Annotated in this window: 25 protein-coding genes and 1 riboswitch; of the genes, 6 read left to right on the forward strand and 19 right to left on the reverse strand. The window is 45.6% G+C overall.

Annotated elements, in window-relative coordinates; all coding sequences use genetic code 11:
• Window positions 1-50: 50 nt before the first annotated feature.
• From PAHA3_RS28320 to PAHA3_RS28345, 6 genes are all read right to left on the reverse strand, one after another.
• Window positions 51-263, reverse strand: a complete 213-nt coding sequence (locus PAHA3_RS28320; protein ID WP_062837963.1) for a hypothetical protein — start codon at window positions 261-263, stop codon at window positions 51-53.
• An 18-nt stretch (window positions 264-281) separates the two neighbouring features.
• Window positions 282-1,196, reverse strand: coding sequence for a hypothetical protein (locus PAHA3_RS28325; RefSeq protein WP_062837964.1), 915 nt, complete (start codon window positions 1,194-1,196; stop codon window positions 282-284).
• A gap of 385 nt (window positions 1,197-1,581) precedes the next feature.
• The gene (locus PAHA3_RS28330) at window positions 1,582-1,851 is read right to left on the reverse strand and encodes a helix-turn-helix domain-containing protein (RefSeq protein WP_062837965.1); all 270 of its coding nucleotides are present in this window, start codon (window positions 1,849-1,851) and stop codon (window positions 1,582-1,584) included.
• Window positions 1,852-2,004: 153 nt separating this feature from the next.
• Window positions 2,005-2,505, reverse strand: coding sequence for a CGNR zinc finger domain-containing protein (locus PAHA3_RS28335; protein WP_235599596.1), 501 nt, complete (start codon window positions 2,503-2,505; stop codon window positions 2,005-2,007).
• A 415-nt stretch (window positions 2,506-2,920) separates the two neighbouring features.
• The gene (locus PAHA3_RS28340; protein ID WP_062837967.1) at window positions 2,921-3,187 is read right to left on the reverse strand and encodes a hypothetical protein; all 267 of its coding nucleotides are present in this window, start codon (window positions 3,185-3,187) and stop codon (window positions 2,921-2,923) included.
• 159 nt (window positions 3,188-3,346) lie between these two features.
• A complete protein-coding gene (locus PAHA3_RS28345) occupies window positions 3,347-3,688 on the reverse strand; it encodes a hypothetical protein (protein ID WP_062837968.1) in 342 nt (113 codons plus the stop codon).
• Window positions 3,689-4,033: 345 nt separating this feature from the next.
• On the opposite strand from PAHA3_RS28345, the gene PAHA3_RS28350 reads away from it, so the two are divergent.
• Window positions 4,034-4,258 carry a helix-turn-helix domain-containing protein gene (locus PAHA3_RS28350; RefSeq protein WP_235599589.1) on the forward strand — a complete coding sequence of 75 codons (225 nt, stop codon included), beginning with the start codon at window positions 4,034-4,036 and terminating at the stop codon, window positions 4,256-4,258.
• Window positions 4,259-4,373: 115 nt separating this feature from the next.
• Here the strand turns inward: PAHA3_RS28350 and PAHA3_RS28355 are convergent, their stop codons facing one another.
• Window positions 4,374-5,168, reverse strand: coding sequence for an FRG domain-containing protein (locus PAHA3_RS28355; RefSeq protein ID WP_062837969.1), 795 nt, complete (start codon window positions 5,166-5,168; stop codon window positions 4,374-4,376).
• An 857-nt stretch (window positions 5,169-6,025) separates the two neighbouring features.
• Here PAHA3_RS28355 and PAHA3_RS31275 point away from each other — a divergent pair.
• On the forward strand, window positions 6,026-6,112 hold the full coding sequence (locus tag PAHA3_RS31275; RefSeq protein ID WP_371121677.1) for a putative holin-like toxin: 87 nt from the start codon (window positions 6,026-6,028) through the stop codon (window positions 6,110-6,112).
• A gap of 154 nt (window positions 6,113-6,266) precedes the next feature.
• Here the strand turns inward: PAHA3_RS31275 and PAHA3_RS28365 are convergent, their stop codons facing one another.
• The 4 genes from PAHA3_RS28365 to PAHA3_RS28380 form a co-directional block, all read right to left on the reverse strand.
• Complete coding sequence (locus PAHA3_RS28365) at window positions 6,267-6,875, reverse strand: hypothetical protein (RefSeq protein WP_062837971.1); 609 nt, start codon at window positions 6,873-6,875, stop codon at window positions 6,267-6,269.
• Between the two features lie 126 nt (window positions 6,876-7,001).
• Window positions 7,002-7,961 (reverse strand): tyrosine-type recombinase/integrase, encoded by a 960-nt coding sequence (locus PAHA3_RS31050; protein WP_062837972.1) that lies wholly within the window; start codon window positions 7,959-7,961, stop codon window positions 7,002-7,004.
• Window positions 7,958-8,998 carry a tyrosine-type recombinase/integrase gene (locus PAHA3_RS28375; RefSeq protein WP_062837973.1) on the reverse strand — a complete coding sequence of 347 codons (1,041 nt, stop codon included), beginning with the start codon at window positions 8,996-8,998 and terminating at the stop codon, window positions 7,958-7,960. The genes PAHA3_RS31050 and PAHA3_RS28375 overlap by 4 nt, the downstream gene beginning before the upstream one ends.
• A 219-nt stretch (window positions 8,999-9,217) precedes the next feature.
• Entirely contained in the window at window positions 9,218-9,574 is a 357-nt protein-coding gene (locus PAHA3_RS28380) for a HesB/IscA family protein (protein WP_062837974.1), read from the reverse strand.
• A gap of 670 nt (window positions 9,575-10,244) precedes the next feature.
• Here PAHA3_RS28380 and mqnE point away from each other — a divergent pair.
• Window positions 10,245-11,351 (forward strand): aminofutalosine synthase MqnE, encoded by a 1,107-nt coding sequence (gene mqnE / locus PAHA3_RS28385; protein WP_062837975.1) that lies wholly within the window; start codon window positions 10,245-10,247, stop codon window positions 11,349-11,351.
• A gap of 234 nt (window positions 11,352-11,585) precedes the next feature.
• Entirely contained in the window at window positions 11,586-12,647 is a 1,062-nt protein-coding gene (locus tag PAHA3_RS28390) for an NAD(P)/FAD-dependent oxidoreductase (RefSeq protein WP_036673332.1), read from the forward strand.
• On the opposite strand, the gene PAHA3_RS28395 is transcribed toward PAHA3_RS28390, so the two are convergent.
• A complete protein-coding gene (locus PAHA3_RS28395) occupies window positions 12,644-12,898 on the reverse strand; it encodes a YuzB family protein (protein ID WP_062837976.1) in 255 nt (84 codons plus the stop codon). The genes PAHA3_RS28390 and PAHA3_RS28395 overlap by 4 nt on opposite strands.
• An 80-nt stretch (window positions 12,899-12,978) precedes the next feature.
• Between PAHA3_RS28395 and PAHA3_RS28400 the strand changes: the two genes are divergently transcribed.
• Window positions 12,979-13,224 carry a NifU family protein gene (locus PAHA3_RS28400; protein ID WP_062837977.1) on the forward strand — a complete coding sequence of 82 codons (246 nt, stop codon included), beginning with the start codon at window positions 12,979-12,981 and terminating at the stop codon, window positions 13,222-13,224.
• A 137-nt stretch (window positions 13,225-13,361) separates the two neighbouring features.
• Here the strand turns inward: PAHA3_RS28400 and PAHA3_RS28405 are convergent, their stop codons facing one another.
• Window positions 13,362-14,141, reverse strand: a complete 780-nt coding sequence (locus tag PAHA3_RS28405; RefSeq protein WP_062837978.1) for an SDR family oxidoreductase — start codon at window positions 14,139-14,141, stop codon at window positions 13,362-13,364.
• A gap of 215 nt (window positions 14,142-14,356) precedes the next feature.
• Here PAHA3_RS28405 and PAHA3_RS28410 point away from each other — a divergent pair, with 215 nt between their 5' ends.
• Complete coding sequence (locus tag PAHA3_RS28410; RefSeq protein WP_167350964.1) at window positions 14,357-15,313, forward strand: DUF2167 domain-containing protein; 957 nt, start codon at window positions 14,357-14,359, stop codon at window positions 15,311-15,313.
• A 119-nt stretch (window positions 15,314-15,432) separates the two neighbouring features.
• Here the strand turns inward: PAHA3_RS28410 and PAHA3_RS28415 are convergent, their stop codons facing one another.
• The 6 genes from PAHA3_RS28415 to PAHA3_RS28440 form a co-directional block, all read right to left on the reverse strand.
• Entirely contained in the window at window positions 15,433-16,272 is an 840-nt protein-coding gene (locus tag PAHA3_RS28415; RefSeq protein ID WP_062837980.1) for a MetQ/NlpA family ABC transporter substrate-binding protein, read from the reverse strand.
• Between the two features lie 75 nt (window positions 16,273-16,347).
• Entirely contained in the window at window positions 16,348-17,007 is a 660-nt protein-coding gene (locus PAHA3_RS28420; RefSeq protein ID WP_062837981.1) for a methionine ABC transporter permease, read from the reverse strand.
• Window positions 17,008-18,042 carry a methionine ABC transporter ATP-binding protein gene (locus PAHA3_RS28425; RefSeq protein WP_062838058.1) on the reverse strand — a complete coding sequence of 345 codons (1,035 nt, stop codon included), beginning with the start codon at window positions 18,040-18,042 and terminating at the stop codon, window positions 17,008-17,010.
• Window positions 18,043-18,168: 126 nt separating this feature from the next.
• Window positions 18,169-18,309, reverse strand: a riboswitch (SAM riboswitch).
• Between the two features lie 169 nt (window positions 18,310-18,478).
• Window positions 18,479-19,198 (reverse strand): Cthe_2314 family HEPN domain-containing protein, encoded by a 720-nt coding sequence (locus PAHA3_RS28430; protein ID WP_062837982.1) that lies wholly within the window; start codon window positions 19,196-19,198, stop codon window positions 18,479-18,481.
• A 200-nt stretch (window positions 19,199-19,398) separates the two neighbouring features.
• On the reverse strand, window positions 19,399-20,286 hold the full coding sequence (locus tag PAHA3_RS28435; RefSeq protein WP_235599597.1) for a COX15/CtaA family protein: 888 nt from the start codon (window positions 20,284-20,286) through the stop codon (window positions 19,399-19,401).
• A gap of 440 nt (window positions 20,287-20,726) precedes the next feature.
• Window positions 20,727-21,071, reverse strand: a complete 345-nt coding sequence (locus tag PAHA3_RS28440) for a thioredoxin family protein (RefSeq protein WP_062837984.1) — start codon at window positions 21,069-21,071, stop codon at window positions 20,727-20,729.
• Window positions 21,072-21,073 lie beyond the last annotated feature (2 nt).

The raw sequence follows: 21,073 nt of genomic DNA on the forward strand, positions 1-21,073 counted from the left end.
CGAGGTGTTAGCGTTCCTCCGCCTCTTCAAGCTCTATATTCACGTAAAAACTACGTGATCTGTACTACGTTGAACAACCTCTTAGCTACGCGTTTCCTTGCGTCAGGCACGCGATATTGAATACCGGTTACCTGGCCTCCGCGCTGGTATGTTGCCATGATGATAAAGTCCGGATAACTGCGGCGTACCTTTGCGATGACTTCCGGGTCTTCCGTGAAGCATACAAGAGTATCGGCGTTTAAACGCCAAATTGCGTTGGACAAATTGAATTTCTCCCTTCGTTAGTTGAATAGGACTTTGATTGCTCGCAGAGAATCGGCCGACCCTGCGAATACGACGCGCGGATTAACAATGATTCTGCGTTTTCGCTTGTCGTTTACATCCGGGATCAGAAGGAACACAGGCTTTCCGTCTAATTTAAGCGATCCGAGAGCAACTCTTAACTTCTGTGTGTCCTTGTAGCTCAACAGCGCGGCCAGCTTATCCAGGTCCATTGGAACGACTCTATCCTCGTTATTTTCCTCTGGATTGAAGCACACGATATTGAACGAGAAATTTACAAACGGAAGTACCGCGTACAATATCGCAAGCTGTTTAATGGTGCGTCCACCGTATTTTTCGTAGAGTTCGCGCACGGTGCTCCTGAATAATCGTGTATGTCGAAACTCATCGATCTTGTGACCCGCGTCGGCCAACGAGCCTCGATAAAAGATCGACGGATTAACGTAAATGTCTTCATACTCGTTGTTGTCCGAGATGATTTCCTCCGCCAGAAGCTTCTGGTAAAACTCCGAGAAGCGGGCGCGGCTCATATCGAGTAGCGTTCCGAGAGACTTGCGATTAATGGGGCGTCCGTTGTCGTGCTGCAGGCGTCCGTCATAATTCGTATAGGTACCCATAAACATCAATCGCGCGAGATCCGATTGACTAAGTGAGGGGAAACGTTCGCTCATCGTCATGCAACCGTTGAACAATGCGAATACGAATCCTCCGTTAGCCTCGGAGTGGTTGCCGAGCTCGTCGAGCGCCTTTTTACCGCGAGCCTGAGATTCGGTCGTTTTCAGTACGATATCAAATCCGGCTATACGATCGCCGAGTTCCGATTCGAGCTCTTCTTTTCTAGCAAGAATCCCGCGCTTTGCAATAGGTGTAAGGTTGCTCCAATGTTGATGTTCTCTTTTCCTATCGACGGCCATATTACCCCTCCTCAATAAAATACCATGCTTTTCGGGAACAAAAGTGCCTAGTTACCCTGCTTTTCGGGAACATAACAAAACAGCCGAATCCCTTATGTGGCGCGGAGTTCGAGCGTTTTCAGTGTTTCTCCCCCTCTTTATTAGTCCAATTCCTTTCCTCCGCGCTTTCCCTTCCTGCAATACCTTACTCTTGTAGCACCCGCTGCCGCCTCCCTTTGGTCGTTGTCTCATCACGTCCAAAACCTTGCCGCGCTGAAAATGTATGATGTGCTGATCTACCTTAGATTAATTGCGCGTATTCCCTCTAACAGTTCAGACGTTCCGAAGGGACGGATGTCCGGAGTGGTCGTAGGACACGTAGGAATGCAAGAACCGTTGCCGAGCGTTAATCGGTGATTGTAGCGTCTGCACCACGTATTTTGCGCCGTGCTACCTCCGCCTTCCCTAATGCCTCCCATACTTGATCTCCGATTGCCTCGTCTAGCCTCGTGAACTCAGATGCAACTTTGCGTCGGATAGTATCCGGTACTGCACGTTTGCCGCGCTCAATCATGTTGATGTACGCGACGCTTACGTTACACAAGGCGGCCAGTTCCGTTTGGGAAAGACTATAGACTGCGCAGATTCTAACAAGCGTCTCAGCTTCGACTCTCACGTTCTCACCTCCAGTTAAGTTTTTATTAACAAAATGGTATGACAAAAAGAGCCACCCGTTGCCGAGTAGCTGTTTGAATTCTTCTCCCTTTTAACTGCCTATATTATATAGGCGAAATCTCCGTTTTGTTTGAGGCGTTATTGCAGTTTTCTATTATTTTCGAAAAAAAGTTTCTCCTGGTTCATATCCATAATCCTCATAAAACCCGTTGTATTTGTATCCGACATAATCTTTTCCGTGCGTTTTGCGATTATATTCTAGTCTTTTTCTATCTGCATCATGCCGCATTTGACACACCGATTTAACAGTACCGTCGGGATTTTCATCCAAGCGTCGCTCATCCGCAGTATAGTTATACCGAATATATGGGTGCCAGTGGCAGTACGACATGCGTCCATTTCTGGATACATCATAAAACGGCCTACCACATTCAGGATGCGCGCATTTCTTAATCTTTTGGATCTTGAATGGAATATCACGCCAAGTCGCCCCAAACGGTTCTCCTGCCTTCGTAACTAGTGATCGGAAGAATTTAATCTCTGTCTTCCTAGTTACCACAACAATATCGCGAAACTCATCAGTTCTCCAACGGTAATCGGTAGCCTCGAAATTGTCGAGTAATCGCTTGTATATTTCAATTTTTTGTCTGTGCATCAGTTCCACCTTACCCACCTCCTCTAACGCTAGTCTAGCGGAGACCAAGCGAGTTGTGAATCACATCGGTTGATTTAATATTTCCAGTAAAAGAAACGAAACCATTGGAACAAATGTTCGTATTACCTAATATAACACATGCAAGACGATGCCTGAACCGGATAAAACCGGCCGCCTTACAAGGTGGAGAAATAGTTGCCGATACCCTCCGAATCTATGTGAAGCGATGTGCCTGAGGAAGTTGCCGCTTCCCATCGCGAATGTTCAAAAGAAAGCCGGAACGTTGGCGCGAACCGGCGAAAGTAAATCAGTGTTAAAGGTCCGTATGGCGATCCTTCCGATTGGCGTCAGAAAGTACAGACTATCCGCATAGCGATCCGTCAGTTAGCGCTGGCGGTACGGATAAATAAGAGAATTAGGCGATTGCTTCAACGGTTAGAGGAATTTTCGAGACAATGAATCCGAGGCCGGCCGCTTGTTCCAACGTGACATAAACTGTGTTCGCGATGGACCGGCGGTCTATTTTGGGTAGAATGCGGAAAAATGCGCCAGGTAACACAACGATCTGCTGGCGACGGCGGTTACTGTTAGGATGGAATGATTCGTCAATGAGCGTAACAATGAAGTTACCGGTGCGATGATCACGTACATAACCGATTTCGATTACTGTCGTTTGTTCCATGGATGCCCCCTAGCGTTTACAGTCCGCGTGACTATTAGTTTGAAAAGCAAGTAATAACCGTTACAGTACGTTGTTACATGATACATGCGGAAGTTCCGCGACCGTCCGGACTTAGTCCGTAGGTTTCGTCTGGCATCCGCGCACAGACTCATCAGGCGGTTATACTTGAAATTCGAACAATCCCGTCATTCCCCCGAGTACATCATCCGCCAGCCAATCAAGCGCGGTCCGACTCCGGAGCTTTTCAATAATCCTCGCTACGATTAATTCCGGATCGCCATCGACGTTCTGCGCGAGGTGAATACCGCATGTGGCCGCATCCTCAACGTAATAGCGCGTTAAGTGACCGAGTCTGATCGGGATGACGCGGACAAGGAATACGGTGCAGTGCGAGAGATAGACCGCGGTGTTGCTATTTACGAGCCAGGCCGGAGTTATTTCGTGGCTCTCCGCCTTTTCTTCCCACACGTGTAGGATGAACACTTTATCCGGCGTGCTCATGCTACGATCTCCTTCGTTATTATCAAAATGCAATATAGTGCGCGCAGAAGCTTGACGAACCGGCTGGCGTACTTGCTCGTTTCAATGTTGTTAGATGTACCTTTTGTACTATTAATAGTGAGTTGCATATTATGTATCCCCTTTTCGAATGAATTTTAAGAAACTCAGAACACGTTCATGCCGCGCATACTATCGACGATGTTGCAGATTTTGAAACTGTTTGGTACGATAGTACGTATAAGTTGTTAACGAGTTATCTTGTCAACTAGTTTACTTGATTATCAATATACACCCTACTTGTAACGTTGTCAACTAGTTTACTACATTATTTTCGGAGGGATTTTCGTGGCTATTCGGTTCTCACTGGATAAGATAATGAAAGAACGCGGGCTCGAGCAAAAAGACATTGTTCATATCACCGGCATAAACCGTAACACTGTAAAGGCTCTAGCTTTAAATGCTAACGCGCGGATCGACTTCCCAACGCTGAATACATTATGTACAAAGCTTGATGTACTGCCTGGCGATCTAATCGAATACATACCGGATGAAAACGAAAAGAGCCGTTAATATACGGCTCTTTCTTTTTATGTGGATCTAACGTTGTTTAATGCTTCGGCTAGTGAGATTACTAGTGTGGATTATTCCTATCAAAGATGTTGAGTTGCATCCTTTGGAGGTTTTATTATGATACCTCTTCGTCACTTTCTGGGATATCAGGAACAAGTACATTATTGTTCTCGTAGTTCGCTATTGTGTAATCGTTATTAACGAACTTAGCTAATCCGTCTAAATCCGGAAACAAGGTGTAATAATTCATTCCTGAAAGCTTCAAATACATCTTTATATCTGATGCCAGTTCTTTAGGAATAATAATTTTCTCCAAGAATTTTTTAGCTAGTAGTTGACCATTCCTTTCTTCCTCCAACGGAACCATACCATTCCCTTGTAGAGTGAAGACGCCTTGCTGTGCTACCATTCTTTTACTGTTTTTAGGAGGATAGATCGCAACAGTAGTATCATAGTTTGTATTTCTAATGTACTCTAAGTAGGACTCTTTCCTTGTTCCAGGTATTTTTAACCCATTGTAGCCTATGTTAAGTATATTTAATTTCGATGGTTTTAACACCCAAACGGCCGCATCCGAATTTTGATCCCAAGTAGAATATGCAAAAAAAAGGGCTACAGCAAATGAATCTGACCAATCTAAGAGCCTTGTTCTTACTCCGTGGTGTTGCATGACGTAGAGAAGATCCCAATCTTCCTTTCCATGTTCCATGTGGCCCATTCCTTTGAACACATGATAATAAGTTATTTCATTCTTGAGTACATCTTCGTAACTATTTGCCCCTCTAAATATGCCAGAGTTTAATTTATAATCTGAGCTACTCATCCCCCTAAACCATGTAAACCCGCCATTACTATCGCTAATCTGCCTTACTCTATTAAGGATTTCAATCCACTCTCTGGAAAAGTCCATCTTCGCATCTCCCTTTATCCCACATATTTAAACGTACACATTCCGCGCACATAACGTTCGCCCTTCACCGCAACGCTCATTTCCGTAAACACCGCTTCCTACGAGCTCCGCGCCGATAAATATAACGATGGGCGTCCGGTCCCTTTGCGCGGCGTATAGTTGAATGTCGGATGTCAGCGGTCGCATTAAGCGGGGATTAGTTCGCATGAGGCGTAGTCCTTTCGTTGTGGGTTGCGTATGTACTTCGACAAATTGGTGCAAATTTCCTGCTGCTACTCGGCGTCAATATCGAAGGAGTGAACGCGTGATCAGACGGATACTCGATAACCTATACGTTCAGCACGTATTATTCGGACTCATATTCGCGACGGTACTATACGTGTGGTTTCCGTTACCGTTTCCGCCTAACACGTTTTGGATGATCGTAATAGCATGGCCGCTTATCGTAGCGTTGTGGTTTTACGCGTTCATCAACGGGACAATTCCCGGAATGAATTTGTAAGAGAACGGGAGTATTCGAGAGATATACGGAGTACGTTGTTTTATCGCGAAAGTTAGAAAGCCCGGTCTAAATACCTACGAAGTTGGAGTTTTTCTACAAGTTGGATAAATTTTTATTCAATACGTGGAAAAACTTCTACATTTAAAGGATTTCGCGAGTAGTAGTAAAAATGCTCTGATAAGCGAAATCGCCGAATTTGCACTTTGAAAGAAACATGCTAGTCCACTTATACTACGGAGGTGTCAACGAGTTAGTAGAAGCATCGCTATCATATTTTGTTCCCCTTTTTATGCGAACATTTGACCAACATAGAATCTACTGTATAATTTTAGAATAGAGATGGGAGGTGATTTAAATGAGTACATACGAAGCCCTCACGATCATGTTGCAGTTTGGATTAGTTATTATTGGTCTTCTTTCCCTGACACAAAAAAAGCGATAGCCTCCCCGCCAAGAGCTGCTACCGCGATCACTACTCAGTAATTATCATAAACCTTACCGCCAACACACGCAAGACCCGGGACGCAGTCTATTCCAAAGCTGCGTCTTTTTCTGTCTACTTGCGGAATCGTGCTGCGCGGAACCTCCTACGCCTATTACTTCGTCTCACCTACGAGCTTAAACGTCCCGCCCGTCGACTCACCAATGTTATAATTTTGAACCGTGAGCTGTACGAATGTGGAATCGTTCCAGGCTGGCCCGTCCGAAGCCGTAGCGTAATAGTCTTTTACTGCTTTGATAATCCCGTCAGATTTAGCGCGCACCTCGCGATCAGAAAGTTCATAAGCACCTTTACTTTTGTACGCGAGAGCCAGACTAGGCTGGTTTTCCACATCAATTACTACATTGCTAAGGTTACCGTCATATCCCCAACTGAATCTAACTTTGTTTACGACGAAATCATCCGTAACAATTCCGTCCTCGATGTCGTGGGCCATTGCCGTTAAGTATGTAAGTTTGCGGTATCTTTCTTGCTCAGTGTTGAAAGCTGTTTGTGCATCTGTAGCTTTTTGTAATGCATCATTTTTCTCCGAAAGGGATGCAATTTTCTCGGAAAGCTGATTAGTCTTGTTTATTAATTCTGAATTCTGAACAAATAAATAAATGGATGCAGAGACGGCTACAACCGATATTCCCAATGCTATTGCAGCTAATACGTTAAGTCGCGGCTTGGGTTTGATTTCTGATGAAGTTAATTCGTCCATTATGTACCTTCTCTCCTGTAATTTCGTAGTTCTATTCTACTATGTGCAGGAAAATTTTACTATATAGAAACGACAAAAAAAATGCAGTCCTCAACGGAATCTCTCCCGCGAGAACTGCGCCTAATTTCATTCTTCGTCTTCCTCAACGTTAATCTTCGTTAACCTCTTCCTCTTCGGTTCCTCGTCCGTGATCTTATTTAGCGGTGAAGTCTTCGCATGTTCAACCTTCAAGTCATCGTTAATCAACGCAACATATCGCTTAGTCATCTCCATCGTCGTATGGCCTAGCGTCTTTTGTACCGCGAAGGTAGATGAGCCGTTACGGATCGACTCCAGCGCGTAAATATGCCGCAGATCATAGGGCCGAATGTGGACGCCAATCTTCTTGCTGTGCCGCTCAAGTCGGTCCCCCCATACATGACGATTCAGCGCGTTCCCTTCATTCGTACAAAATATCGGAACCTTGTCCGCCCAACTCAGCGGCCGCGCACGTATTAGCCTGCTCATCGCCTTAATCGTCGCGTCAGATATCGGAAGATCGCGGGACCGCCGCGTCTTCGCCGTTAATGCCGTAACGTGGATCTCGCGAGCCTTGGGACGGAAGTTGCTCGGTAACAGCGCTAGGGCTTCCGATGGACGAATACCGGTATCTAGCGTCAATAAGATTAACGCGTAGTCACGTAGGCCGACGAATGTTGACCGGTCCGGCACCTTTAGTAATTCGCGGAGAACTTCAATATCAACGCTAACCCGGCGGCCTTCTTCATAACGCTTTTTAAGCTTGGCAATGGGGTTATCTCTAACATAGTTATTTTCTACGCACCAACTCAGGAATGAACGCAGATACACAAGACGGCTATTGTACGTTGCTGGCGCTATCTCCGGTTGCGCGAGGTGGTCGTACAGCATCGATTTTAGATTATGTGGAGAATCCCAAGCCGTAGGATAGCGCGACATAAAGAGATTCATGCTCTGCCGATAATCTTTGATCGTTTGTTTACTCAACCCCTGAACTCGTTTCCAGTTAAGAAACTCATTAAGACATTCTTCCCACATTCGGATTTTGAGCCGATCTCGTTTTCTCATCTGTCTGCTCGATTCTTAATAAATTTACTCGTAGGAGAGAATTGATCGTGACTACGCCGAACATCTTCCGTATCCATCTGAATATATCTGCGCATGGTGCGAATATCAGACCATCCGCCCATCTTCTGAATAGTAAACGGATCAGCTCCGTTAATGACCATAGCTCGCGCCCATGTATGCCGATATACGTGCGCGGTCATCTTCTTCCCTTCAACGCCCGCCTTCTCACCGTGATACTTCAACCTCTTATTAAATTGGTTCGCCGATACTGGGTCACCGAAGCATGAAAGGAATATCCGATCCGTAGTAAAGTGCTGTCTGTTTTCCTCTATAAGCTGCAGAAGTAACTTCGCCACTGCCGCGGAGAACGGAACCATGCGCGGCTTACGGTTTTTATTGGCCTCACCGGATAAAGTAATAAACCGCGTCTGAAAGTCGATATCCCCAATACGCAGACCGAGCATTTCGGATACGCGGCAGCCACTATCGAGCATCAGCATAATACCTACATAATCGCGGAATCCGACGAAGTCCCTCCGATTCGGTTGTGCTAAGATGGCAATAATCTCAGCATCCGTCAGACAATTCGTTAAGTCTACGTCTTGGCGCAGCAACTTCACTTTGCTTATCGGGTTAAACTCGATTAAGTCATCGCGCTCAAGCTGATTGAAGATCGCCTTTAGTGTACGTATACGAATGTTAATAGTCGTATCCGATAAACCTATACGTTGCCCCTCCGTTGGTATGTGCTTATGCCCTTCGTATCGGACTCGATCGTACTTCATATACGAAATGTGGTCGCGAATAGTGCTGACCTCGATATGCTCAATCAACGTGATATCCGGATGAAACTCATTAAGCCATTTCACGAAGTATCCGTAATGTTTCGTGTAATCCTTAAGGGTGCTTTCGCGTAAACCCTCCACTTTCTTCGCGTTGGTTACAAAATCCAGTGCTTGCTCTAATGTAAGCTCCGGGAACAACTTTACATCACGCGCGCCGACCGGGGCACGTCGTTCTCGTTTCGTTAACGCCATAACAAAAAGACCTCCATAACGTAATTAGTACGAAACTAATACGTCATAGAGGTCGTGATTCACAACCCTGAAATGCAATTTCAAGGATTGATAACGTTCATCGTCCGGGGTTGTTAACCTACCGAAATACCTGCGCAATTCACAATCTGCACCGTTAAGGCTACCGTTACAGGCTTGCGTCCGTCATCCGTTACCGAATGCGCTCAAACCCGCGTCAGACTAACAATCCTTATCAGGCACACCCGCATCTTCCTTCGTACGGAAAGAAGATCCGCAGCCACATGTGGCTACTGCGTTCGGGTTATGAATGGTGAACCCACCCGTCATGCCGGACTCTTCAAAATCAATTTCAAGTCCATTCAGGTATTTCAGGTTTTCCTTCTCGACTACAACCTTCATGTTCTGAATATCCATATACAGGTCCTCATCGGACTCTTTATCGTCAAAGCCCATGGCGTACGAAAATCCGGTGCATCCGCCCGGTGCTACGCCAAGACGGAGGAACATACCAGGTGTCTCTTGCTGTGCAAGCATCTCTTTCAATCTGTCAGCAGCCGTTTCGCTGATGTTAATCATGCCAGGTCACTCTCCTTTTTCATATAAAATCATGTTCAAAAAGGGCGCTTTTCAGTACCAAGAAGATGGGATGAAGATAGAAATGGAGTAGCGGGGCGTAGGCAAAACTACGTGAGCAACTACAATGTTTCCAAAGGAAACATACTTCGTAAGCCTCCCGCTTATTTCGACTAAATCCCATATTCGACGCTGAGATGCCGCTAGGCATCCTTCGTAATCAAAAGCGGACTTTTTGAACTACCTTTCATTAACTCTTCTTTAAATTATACTCCACCCCGTCAAGGGTCTCAAGTCATGTTTGCCTCTTTCCGCGTTCCCCCTGAACTCCTTTTTCTTCCCAGTGTATTGAACCCCCGCGACACGAGGTTTATAATGAATAGGTGGTCGCACTGAAATGTCGATATTTTGTCATGACTTATTCAGACGATGGTCATAATTGGAGTTGTAATTTTTTTCACATTTCGAGACTGCAACGCAGTCCCCAATGCATATATGAGTCAACAGACTCCATTTTTTGAAAAAATTTAGCTTTCATATGCAGCACACGCTGCACCGGGTAAATAAGAGTTAGTCCAATAAGAAAGCGGCAGATGACCGCATCTTTGCTATGTAGTTCTGTATGCAGATTCTACACACAACTCAATTCCGGTTAAGAACAGGAGGAAACAGTATGTCTACATTGGTAACACCGTTCACAGACAAAAGAATGGCTGAAATCGTTGAGAAAGTGCAGAACGGCGTAAGGCTGAGCGTAGAAGACGGCGTATATCTGTATGAAACAGATGATCTGCTGACTTTGGGCCAGTTGGCCAATGAGGCCAACCTGCGGAAGAATGGTAAGAAAGTGTATTTCATCGAAAACATGAGTCTTTATTTTACGAACGTATGCGAAGCTCGCTGCGCTTTTTGTAATTTCCGCAAAGACCAGGGTGAAGATGGCTCTTACACATTGTCCGGTCAGGAAATGATCGATTATGTGGAACAGCATATTCATCCAGGCGTAAGAGAGTTCCATATTGTAGGCGGACATAATAACCATGTTCCTTTTCAGTATTATGTCGATTCCCTGCGTGCTTTAAACGAGAAATATCCGGATGTTACGCTGAAAGCCTACACGGCAGCCGAGATTGATTTTTTCACTCGCATCAGCGGACTCAGTATTAAGGAAGTTCTACAGGAGTTGCAAAAAGCAGGTCTGAAAACATTGACTGGCGGCGGCGCTGAGATTTTGTCGGATGAATATCGCAAAAAAATGCGTGTAGACAAAGCGAACGTGGATCGTTATCTTGAGGTGCACCGCACAGCTCATAACCTGGGCATGCGTACGCATACTACGATGTTGTATGGATCGATCGAATCCTATGAGGACCGCGTTAACCATATGGCGCAGATTCGTGAATTGCAAGACGAGACCAACGGATTCATGGTCTTTATCCCTCTTTCCATGCAGCCAAAAAGTAAAAACGCGAGCATTATGCGTCGTAACTCGGCCTATGAGGATCTCAAAACAATTGCGATCAGCCGTTTGATGCTGGATAACATCGATCATATCAAAGCCTACTTTATCAACATCGGTCCTCAACTGGCTCAAGTCGCCCTTGGATTCGGTGCTTCGGATGCACATGGCACGATCGTTCGCGAACGAATTAGTCATGCAGCAGGTGCACTAACGCCTGAAGGCCTCACCCGTAAAGAGCTCATTTGGCTAATTAAAGGTGCAGGACGTATTCCGGTAGAACGTGATACGTTCTACAATGAAATTGAAGTGTACGAATAGTAAATTAACACCATCTATAACTATATTGCACCAGCATCACTCCAGGACGCTACTTTCATTATAGGGAGACGTTTGAATTCGAGTGGTGCAAACTGCTGATTTATATCTTCAATTTTCAATGTCTATTTTTCAATAATTCAAATCCAAACAAAAGGAGCAGCTATGTTATTGCATAGCTGCTCCACAGGTTACAGCCCCATTTCAGTGGGACTGATGCAGAAAGGAAGCCGAGTCATGAAAAATTTCGTCATTCTTGGAGGCGGCTATGGCGGCCTCACCATCATCAAGGAACTTCTGGAAGGTAAAATTCCATCCGATACACAAATTATTTTGGTGGACCGCAGCCCCTTCCAAGGATTAAAGACAGAATATTACGCACTCGCAGCAGGCACCGTATCCGATTATGACCTGCGTATCCAATTTCCCGTGAGCGATAAAGTCACTTACCGTTATGGAGAAGTTACTTCGATCGACCTGGAACAGCGTCAGATTGAATTTGAAGGCCAAGACCCGCTAGTGTACGACAAGCTTGTCATTGGACTTGGTTGTACAGACCGTTTCCACAACACACCAGGCGCAGAAGACTATAGCTGTACCATTCAGAGCTTTAGCAAAACACGCGAGACTTACTTGCGTCTTAATGAAGTCAAAGCCTATGGCAATGTGCATATCGTGGGCGGGGGATTAAGTGGTGTCGAGATGGCAGCCGAACTTCGTGAGAGCAGACCCGATCTGAACATCAGCATTCTGGATCGTGGCGAGCGTGTATTATCTGCTTTCCCGCAACGTCTGTCCGTTTATGTGCATGAATGGTTCAACGAACATCAGGTAGAGACACGCGGGCATATCGCCATTTCACGTGTTGAACCGAATGCCATCTATAACCGGGATGAACAGATTCTAACGGATGCTGTCGTGTGGACTGCAGGCATTCAGCCCGTAAAAGTGGTTCAGGATCTGGACGTGACCAAAGACCCTCAAGGTCGTGTCGTCCTGAATGAATACTACCAAATCCCGGAATATACCGATGTATATGTTGTTGGTGACTGTGCGAGTGTGCCTTATGCACCTAGCGGTCAAGCTGCCGAAGTGCAGGGTGAGCAGATCGCCCATATTCAGCATGCCCTCTGGAAAGGCGAAAAGCCCAATCCACATCCACTCAAGCTTCGTGGCACACTAGGTGCACTCGGCAAGAAGTCCGGGTTTGGGCTGATGGGCAAAACGTCCATGATGGGACGTGTACCTCGTATTTTGAAAAGTGGTGTGCTCTGGATGTCCAAGCGCCATCTCGGTTAGTCGAGATCGAGCTCGTCCCAAGCATCGGCTTCGGCAATTTTGGCCAGAATGGCGTTATATAGATCCTCCACTTTGTCTGTGATGACAACTTCGCCATTCACCAGTGCAAAAGGAGTCATATAACATTGGCCACAGTTGGTAAGGCAGCCGTATTCAATCACGTCATAGTCTGGATTTTCTTCAAGTTGATCCATGACTTCATCTGTGCCAAAATGCATATTATTGGCACAAAATTCAATAATCGGTCTCATGTAGGTTCACCTGCTTTGTTTGACCATTTTAATTTATGGCCAATTGTAATATAATATAGTGAGGAAAGGAGTTGAAAAATATGAGCGAAAACGCACAAGACACCATGTATGATGAGGTATCTGATGTTCTTGATAAACTTCGTCCGTTCCTGCAACGCGATGGCGGTGACGTGGAACTGGTCGACGTGGAGGACGGCATCATTAAGCTGAAACTGGTCGGTGCCTGCGGCAGTTGCCCAAGCTCCACCATTACCTTAAAAGCCGGGATTGAACGCGCCCTTCTCGAAGAAGTTGAGGGTGTACAAGAAGTCGTACAAGTATTCTAATCAATCCTTCACGAAATAAACCTCAAGAGCCTTTCGCTTCGCATGAAGCGGAGGGCTCTTTTTTTGTGTGCATATGCAGAGAGTCCATTTCTCACTGTCACCTTGACCAGTTTTCCACGTACGTCCTTCATTTCACCCTAAGTATCCTCGCGCTGTATGGTTGGACGAATCGGATCAAGTCCTCCAGATACATCCATAATGTTGCCTGTTATAAAATCAGAATGATCAAGGCACAGATACGTAATGACTCGTGCAATATCTTCACCGCTACCGGGTCGTCCTCTTGGCGTTTCCTCGTCGGTGATGCCTGCCATCTCATCAATCGTTTTTTCCTTGTTGGCACCGCGAATATCTCCGGGACATACCATGTTAACCGTAATTCCAAAAGGAGCTTCTTCAACCGCGAGTGTCTTCGTAAAAGATACCAGACCAACCTTGGCAGCCGCATACACTGCGCGGTGGGGCCAGGATCTCGCTTCTCCGGCATGACTGAAGCCAAAATGGATGATGCGCCCCCACTGCTTGCGTCTCATCTCCGGCAACACACGTTGATCCAGTAACATGGGTCCCAACAGATTACCCTGTACAAGCATCTGCACCTCATCTTCAGCATAATCCGCAAATAATCGACGTTCACGGACAAATGGCCCCGCGTTATTTACCAAAATATCAATGCTGCCCAGCTTGTCTTCCACCTGTTCAACCAATGAAGCAATATCTTGCACCTTGGATATATCAGCCTGGATGGCAATGCACCGCACACCCTTGGCTGTAATCTGAGCCCTTAAAGCCTCAGCTTCTGTTCTGCTGTGTACATAGTTGAGGGCAATATCACACCCCTGATCTGCCAGACTGAGGGCCGTCATTTTACCAAGACCTTTGGCACTTCCCGTTATGAGGGCAACCTTTCCCTTCACGTTCATCCCCCTCTTCAAAGAGCAGTCACTATCCAGTATAAAAGATTTATCCTCCTCCTACAACTCGGTTATCTCTAAGGAAGTATCCACCTATAATTCCAAATATATCTTGATCGAAATCAGACACCTGTGATACTGTCGAGGATATAACCCGAAAGGACCTCAACATGAACATGAAGAACAAAAGATGGATATCGTTTCTTACACTTTTGATGGTGAGTTTATTCACAATCTCTAGTGCCCTACAGGTATCAGCGGCAAATGAGACTGACCAGGCACCTGATGAGTACGATTGGATTACTGGACCAGCATCTGTCTCTCTGGACGGTAAGGCCACCCTGGAAGTTCCTGAGAGCCATTCCTATCTGGATAAGGCCAATACCCAACGTTCGATACTTAACAGTGGTGGAAAGCCTAACGGGAATGAAATCGGAAGCCTAACCAGCCATAGCGAATTCGACTCGTGGTATGTCGTGTTCGAGTACGTGAAGACAGGTCATATTCATGATGACGATCAAAACCTGAGTGCTGAAGAACTGTTAAGCAGTTATATCCGAGGCACAGAAGAAGACAACAGAGAGCTTGATCCTGAATATAGAACGTACATAACAGGATGGGAAATCGAACCGGCATATGATAAGACCAAGCATCAGTTGGTCTACTCCCTTGGTTTCAAGAATGCTGATCAGCAAGCCATGGTGAATTACAATGTAAAGCTCCTGACACGCGAAGGGTACATCACAGCCATTCTGGTTACAGATACGAACACCTTTCAACAGAGCCGCCAGGCATTCGAGGAAACGGTCCTTAATCAACTTAGCATTAATGCAGGATATACCTACGAGGAGTACAATGCTTCGACTGACAAAACATCCACCATAGGGCTCAACAGTCTTCTGATGGGCGGGATCGGATACACAGCTTCCCACAAATTCAGTGCTCTTCTTTTGCTCAAAAAAGGATGGGCCTTGATCCTGGTTGTCGTTCTTGGGCTAATCGGGTGGATCAGATACAAGATCAAAAGCTCACACGGAGAAGAAGAAACACTCTCTCCCTCCGAGAGGACGTACCTGCAAGAAGCAGATGAGCAGCAGTATGCTGATCAGAATGAATTATCCTATTACCGCCAATCTGGGCATCCATCCAACGTGGATAAACAAGATAAGCCCTGACCCTTGTTGATTCCCACGTCAGTACAGACTAGGAAACATAAAATAAGCCGTATATCTCTTCTGGAGAGACATACGGCTTATTTCTTACAAACTTTACATCACATCATACATATCGTGAATTATTCAGTTGCAGGTTCAACTGCACCTTTATAACGTTCTTTGATGAATGTTTTCACTTCTTCGGAGTGCAGAGCAGCAGCCAGTTTTTGGATTGCATCTGCATCCTTGTTGTCCTCACGGGAAACGAGGATGTTTGCGTATGGGTTACCTTGCAGATCTTCGATCAGCAAAGCATCATTCGCCGGATTCAGGTTCGCTTCAAGCGCATAGTTAGCGTTGATGAATACCAGATCCGCTTCATCCAATTGACGAGGCATCATGGCTGCATCCAGCTCAATGATATCCAGGTTCTTCGGATTTGCTGTGATATCTTGAATCGTAGATGTAATATTTGTGTTGTCTTTCAGCGTAATAATGCCTTCCTTCGCGAGCAACAACAGTGCACGTCCACCATTGGATGGGTCATTCGGAATCGCTACTTTTGCGCCATCTGCCAATTCATCCAAAGACTTAATTTTTTTGGAGTACCCGCCAAAAGGCTCAACATGAACTGGTGTTACAGCAACGAGGTTGAATCCACGTTCTTTATTCTCTGTGTCCAGGTAAGGCTGGTGCTGGAAGAAGTTTGCATCCAATTTTTCATCAGCAAGTTGCTGGTTGGGTTGAACATAGTCATTGAACGTAACGACTTGCAAACGAATCCCTTGTGCTTCCAGTTCAGGCTTGATGCTTTCCAGAATCTCTGCGTGTGGTGTAGGTGAAGCTCCAACTTTCAATTCAACTGTACGTGGTGCACCTGCTGAATTGTCTGCGCCGCTATCGGCGTCCTTGTTGTTTCCGCAAGCTGCGAGAACCGCAATCAACATAAGACTAAGTAGAGCAATAGACCATTTTTTCATGTGTAAAACCCCTTCTCTAATCATTTTTTTCATGTGGCATCCGCATTATTGCACATCCATCATGTTATCTATGTGTTATTTCCTGGTGAAAAATGTAACCAAGCGATCTCCAGCCATCTGGAGAATTTGCACTAGAATGATCATCGACACTACGGATATGATCATGATTTCATTCTGATAACGGAAGTATCCATAGTTAATTGCCAATGTTCCCAGACCTCCACCACCTACCATGCCCGCCATCGCCGTATAGGAGACGAGCGTAACGATGGTGATTGTTATACCAGCAAGCAGGCCAGGCAGCGCCTCAGGCAGTAACACCCGTCTTACAATCTGTCCGGTCGATGCGCCCATCGCCTGTGCCGCCTCAATGACACCTCGATCCACTTCACGCAGTGTGTTCTCCACCAAACGAGCGAAATAAGGAGCTGCTGAAATCACCAAAGGAGGTATAACGCCGAGCACCCCCGTAGCTGTACCGACGAGTATACGAGTGAATGGAATAAGAGCAACAATCAATATGATGAATGGGACTGAGCGCAAAATATTAACAATCAGGGATAGTATCGTGTACACTGCCCTTGACTTAATCGAAGCAGAACGGGCTGTCATGAACAGCAGAACTCCGAGCGGTAAACCAAAGATAACGGTAAACAAGCCTGATACACCCAAAATTTGCAGTGTCTCTATGGAAGCTTTACCAACCTCTTCCCAACGTACGGTTGAAAAATCCATCTAACGTAGCACCTCCACATCAAGTCCCTCTGCGGTTAATTCGGATATCGTCCGTTCAATCGCATCTGACTCACCCTCGAACCGAACGGTCAGTTGCCCATAAGGAACCTGTTTGATCGTAGAGATCGTACCTTGCAGGATGGCAAAATCTACACCTGTCTTACGTACCGTTCTGGACAAAATCGCTTCATACGTTTTATTACCCAGAAAGGATATCTTCACAAGTTTGGAAGCAGCACCTGCTTGCAATTCAACGCTTGCATTCGCCAGAGCGGTCTCTTCCAGAGCAAGTCCAGCTTCATGGTCACGCATCGTGAAGTCCCGCGTAATGGCGTGCTGTGGCTTCAGGAATACTTCTGTTACAGGACCCTGTTCCACAATGCCACCTTGATGAATAACAGCAACCTTGTCGCAGATGTTTTGGATGACGTGCATCTCATGTGTAATCAGCACAATCGTGAGGTTGTATTTTTCATTAATGTCGAGCAATAACTTCAGAATTGAATTCGTCGTCTGCGGATCAAGTGCCGAAGTAGCCTCATCACAGAGAAGTACATTCGGATCACTCGCAAGCGCTCTTGCAATCCCAACACGTTGTTTCTGTCCACCAGATAATTGAGCCGGATATTTACTGCTATGGTGCTCCAGGCCAACCAGAGTAAGCATTTCCTTCACTTTGCGATCAATGGCTTCCTTGGGTGTATTCACAAGTTTTAGTGGAAAAGCCACATTGTCATATACCGTTGCCGAGGATAGCAGATTAAAGTGTTGAAAAATCATGCCAATCTTGCGTCTCTGTTGCTGTAATTCAGTTTTACTCAGGTCAGTCAGGTTGATCCCGTCGACCCATACTTCACCTTCCGTTGGACGTTCCAACAAATTAATACAGCGAATCAGTGTACTTTTGCCCGCTCCGGAATGGCCAATGACGCCATAAATTTCACCCTTGCGGATGCTTAAATCCAGATTGGATAACGCTGTTGTGGCTTTTGCCCCTTTACCATACGTCTTAGTTAATCCTTTTAATTCAATCAATAGCACTTGCCCCTTCCTACCACCTACATGTATCTTTACCCGAAAGAAAGGAAAACTCCCCTTTACGTACAAAAAAAAGAAGAGCCCCTTTGCAGATACAAAGACGGCTCTTCACGTGAATTTACCTTCTCATCTGCCAAAATCGTGTCTTGCACCATTTTGTAGGAATTAGCACCTAACATCTATAACGAATGACACATGTGTCATTCATTATAAATCGGTTGCCGGGCTTCATCGGGCCTGTCCCTCCGCCGCTCTCGATAAGAAATATGAGGTTGTAAGATTCTATAAGTTCATGTAGTTCATGTTATATACTGTTCGAAAGTTCAGAAACTTCTGTAAAAAAAAAGATACTCATGTACCATTCGATCTGAAACTCAGTATAATCCAAGTATTCCGATTTGTCAAAGGGAATTATTTCATTTTATTTACTGCGTTAACGTTTCTTACCTTGCTTAAGCCATATCTGATTAATATAGCCGTATGAAGTACTTAACGTTTCACATACCATGTCCACGCCCTGACGCATTTCATGCACATGCTGATCCAGATCCTCCAACTTCACTTTCCCTTGCAACGTCTGGTGTAACTGCCACAAATCATCATGCATTTCAGAGTTCATGTAATGAATTTCCATGTTACGTCGTTTGCGCAGCTTGCTCATCGGTTCACAATATGAATCCTTGATCTGAATCAATCGCAAGGCAAGGTCATGATGCTGCGTCGCATAATCAAACTGCCTTAACACGGTAAAATAAGAAAAATGTGCTTTTGTATTTGAGGTATTCAGTTCGAATATTTCATTTAATACGGTGCCGACTTTATCCAGAATGGCAAAACAACGGATGAAGCCATCTTTATAAAAATAAACATATCGGGCATACTCGGCTTTCTCGGCCTGCGTCATATCGTCCGTAGAGCCTGCAACGACCTTTTTGCGAAAATGAGCAGCAGCGAAACAGCTTTGCTCCAGTTCATCCAGCGAGGAGATGAGTCCCTGCGTCCACACATACAGTTTCCGATAGTCATGCGTGGGATCATGGTCCACATGCATTTGTCGCTGAAACAGCTCAAGCGTATGCGCCATAGAATCCATCGCTTTCTTCAATAACCCTTCGTTTATACGCGGCTTTTCTCCCAGCAACGTTCGCAGCATAACTAACCTCCTCTTTTCCACATCAACAAGGATTCATCACCATCATACTTAAAGCATTCCGAGTATACGTGTAATTGCTGCTTGCGATAGGTTGCCCTGATCCCCCTGACATCAAACAAAGTCCACCTGTCCAATGATGTACATCACTGGATGGTGGACTTTCAAATTTAGCCCAAGAGTCGTTCCAACCTCAACGAAATTTAGAAACGATTAGCCGGGCGATGCAGCTTGTACACTAAGAAACTCATATACGTTAAAACCCCGAACAATATGGCGATATCCAGCATATGAGCAAGGGCTACGAACATGTATACTTCCGGACGGCTCATCGTCACCATCATGAAAATACCAATGACCACTTGCATCAAAATCAAAATAACGGATACCACACCAAGGGTACGCATCTCCTTGTTATCCGGATGATTACGGTAAGCGAAGTGACCCAGAATGGCGATAACAATTACGAGCGATGCAGCAGCAGCACGGTGAGCAAACGCAACCGCCACCCCACCCGAAAGCTCAGGAATAATCTGCCCGTTACAGAGCGGGAATCCGGAACATCCGCCTGCAGAATCCGTGTGGCTCACAAATGCACCTGTGTATACAACGAGATACGTATAGACCGTGGAGAACCAGACCAGATTCCTGAATTTTTTAGTGACCCGAGGGTATTTATTCAGACGCTCCAATCCGCCATCTTTGGCCTCCTGCCTTATGCCCAGCGCCATCATAAGGGAACTGGCGAAAGCGATCAACGCAAAGCCGAAATGCAGTGCCATGACTGCTGAAGATTGGGAGAAGACGACGGCAAAAGCCCCCATGATTCCCTGGACGATAACAAATACCAAGGTTAAGAAAGAAAACAATTGCAGGTCACGGCGTGACTTGCCGAACCGCAGAAAAGCAACAAATGAGGCAATGGACAACAGTCCAGCCAGTGCGCTTACAGCGCGGTGGGAATATTCAATAAGTGAAGCCACAGTATGTGCCGGAACGAGTTTTCCGTTACATAAAGGCCATTCCGTTCCGCAGCCAAGGCCCGATTCCGTTTTGGTTACGATGCCTCCACCAAAAGTGGCCAGAAACATGACAAGACAGGTTAATACGGTTAACCATTTAAACAAAGTTAAGTGCTTCAATTTTTTCTCACCCGCTGTTGGTTTAAGATGGCGAAGAATATTCTCCGCTTGTTTCGGTACTTTGACACTTATTTCACAACTAAACTCATTATACCGGATAAAATGTTCATTGACGTCGCGCTTTGTGACAAAATGTTAACGTCTGGTGAAATAATGACCCACAGGTCATTGGAGTTATATAATTGAGGGATATGCCAGTTGAATTGTGTCTTAAACAGAATCCTGAACACACAAACGCCATTTCCCTATTTCAAGAGAAATGGCGTTCTGTTTAGTATACCCTTTTATAACATGAACAATCTCCGAGGATAACAGCGATCGGAAGGTTATTCTGTCATCGGAGTGTCTGTGTGTCTGTGTAATTATTCATCATTTGAACTTATTTAACATCATTTATGGATCGTGTTGTACACCTCAACTGCACGATCCAGGAACTGCTCAATCTCTTCTCTCGACTTGCGCAGCTTGTTCACGTAACGTACGAGTTCGCGGCCATCTGTATACGCCACAAAGCTTGGAATACCAAGAATATTCTGTTCTTCACTAACCGTTCCAACCTGATCCACGTCGACCTCAATCAAAGTCAGTTCACGTGCATATTTCTCTTCAACCTCAGGCATAAACGGATCGATGTATTTGCAGTCACCACACCAGTCAGCCTTGAATACGGCAATCGTTAAACGTGGGGATTGAATGGCTACATCAAATGCCGGTTTGGATGTAATTGATTCCATTG

Origin of the sequence: Paenibacillus amylolyticus, assembly GCF_001570725.1 — a bacterium.
Classification (GTDB): Bacteria; Bacillota; Bacilli; order Paenibacillales; family Paenibacillaceae; genus Paenibacillus; species Paenibacillus amylolyticus_A.

Excerpts from the sequence above, each read along its gene's own strand:
- PAHA3_RS28440 (WP_062837984.1), bottom strand. The coding sequence starts at position 21,071 with ATGGAATCAATTACATCCAAACCGGCATTTGATGTAGCCATTCAATCC.
- PAHA3_RS31050 (WP_062837972.1), bottom strand. The coding sequence starts at position 7,961 with ATGAGAAAACGAGATCGGCTCAAAATCCGAATGTGGGAAGAATGTCTT.
- PAHA3_RS28355 (WP_062837969.1), bottom strand. The coding sequence starts at position 5,168 with ATGGACTTTTCCAGAGAGTGGATTGAAATCCTTAATAGAGTAAGGCAG.
- PAHA3_RS28335 (WP_235599596.1), bottom strand. The coding sequence starts at position 2,505 with ATGCACAGACAAAAAATTGAAATATACAAGCGATTACTCGACAATTTC.
- PAHA3_RS28365 (WP_062837971.1), bottom strand. The coding sequence starts at position 6,875 with ATGGACGAATTAACTTCATCAGAAATCAAACCCAAGCCGCGACTTAAC.
- PAHA3_RS31275 (WP_371121677.1), top strand. The coding sequence starts at position 6,026 with ATGAGTACATACGAAGCCCTCACGATCATGTTGCAGTTTGGATTAGTT.
- mqnE (WP_062837975.1), top strand. The coding sequence starts at position 10,245 with ATGTCTACATTGGTAACACCGTTCACAGACAAAAGAATGGCTGAAATC.
- PAHA3_RS28435 (WP_235599597.1), bottom strand. The coding sequence starts at position 20,286 with ATGTTTCTGGCCACTTTTGGTGGAGGCATCGTAACCAAAACGGAATCG.
- PAHA3_RS28415 (WP_062837980.1), bottom strand. The coding sequence starts at position 16,272 with ATGAAAAAATGGTCTATTGCTCTACTTAGTCTTATGTTGATTGCGGTT.
- PAHA3_RS28375 (WP_062837973.1), bottom strand. The coding sequence starts at position 8,998 with ATGGCGTTAACGAAACGAGAACGACGTGCCCCGGTCGGCGCGCGTGAT.
- PAHA3_RS28340 (WP_062837967.1), bottom strand. The coding sequence starts at position 3,187 with ATGGAACAAACGACAGTAATCGAAATCGGTTATGTACGTGATCATCGC.
- PAHA3_RS28345 (WP_062837968.1), bottom strand. The coding sequence starts at position 3,688 with ATGAGCACGCCGGATAAAGTGTTCATCCTACACGTGTGGGAAGAAAAG.
- PAHA3_RS28390 (WP_036673332.1), top strand. The coding sequence starts at position 11,586 with ATGAAAAATTTCGTCATTCTTGGAGGCGGCTATGGCGGCCTCACCATC.
- PAHA3_RS28420 (WP_062837981.1), bottom strand. The coding sequence starts at position 17,007 with ATGGATTTTTCAACCGTACGTTGGGAAGAGGTTGGTAAAGCTTCCATA.
- PAHA3_RS28325 (WP_062837964.1), bottom strand. The coding sequence starts at position 1,196 with ATGGCCGTCGATAGGAAAAGAGAACATCAACATTGGAGCAACCTTACA.
- PAHA3_RS28400 (WP_062837977.1), top strand. The coding sequence starts at position 12,979 with ATGAGCGAAAACGCACAAGACACCATGTATGATGAGGTATCTGATGTT.
- PAHA3_RS28380 (WP_062837974.1), bottom strand. The coding sequence starts at position 9,574 with ATGATTAACATCAGCGAAACGGCTGCTGACAGATTGAAAGAGATGCTT.
- PAHA3_RS28430 (WP_062837982.1), bottom strand. The coding sequence starts at position 19,198 with ATGCTGCGAACGTTGCTGGGAGAAAAGCCGCGTATAAACGAAGGGTTA.
- PAHA3_RS28395 (WP_062837976.1), bottom strand. The coding sequence starts at position 12,898 with ATGAGACCGATTATTGAATTTTGTGCCAATAATATGCATTTTGGCACA.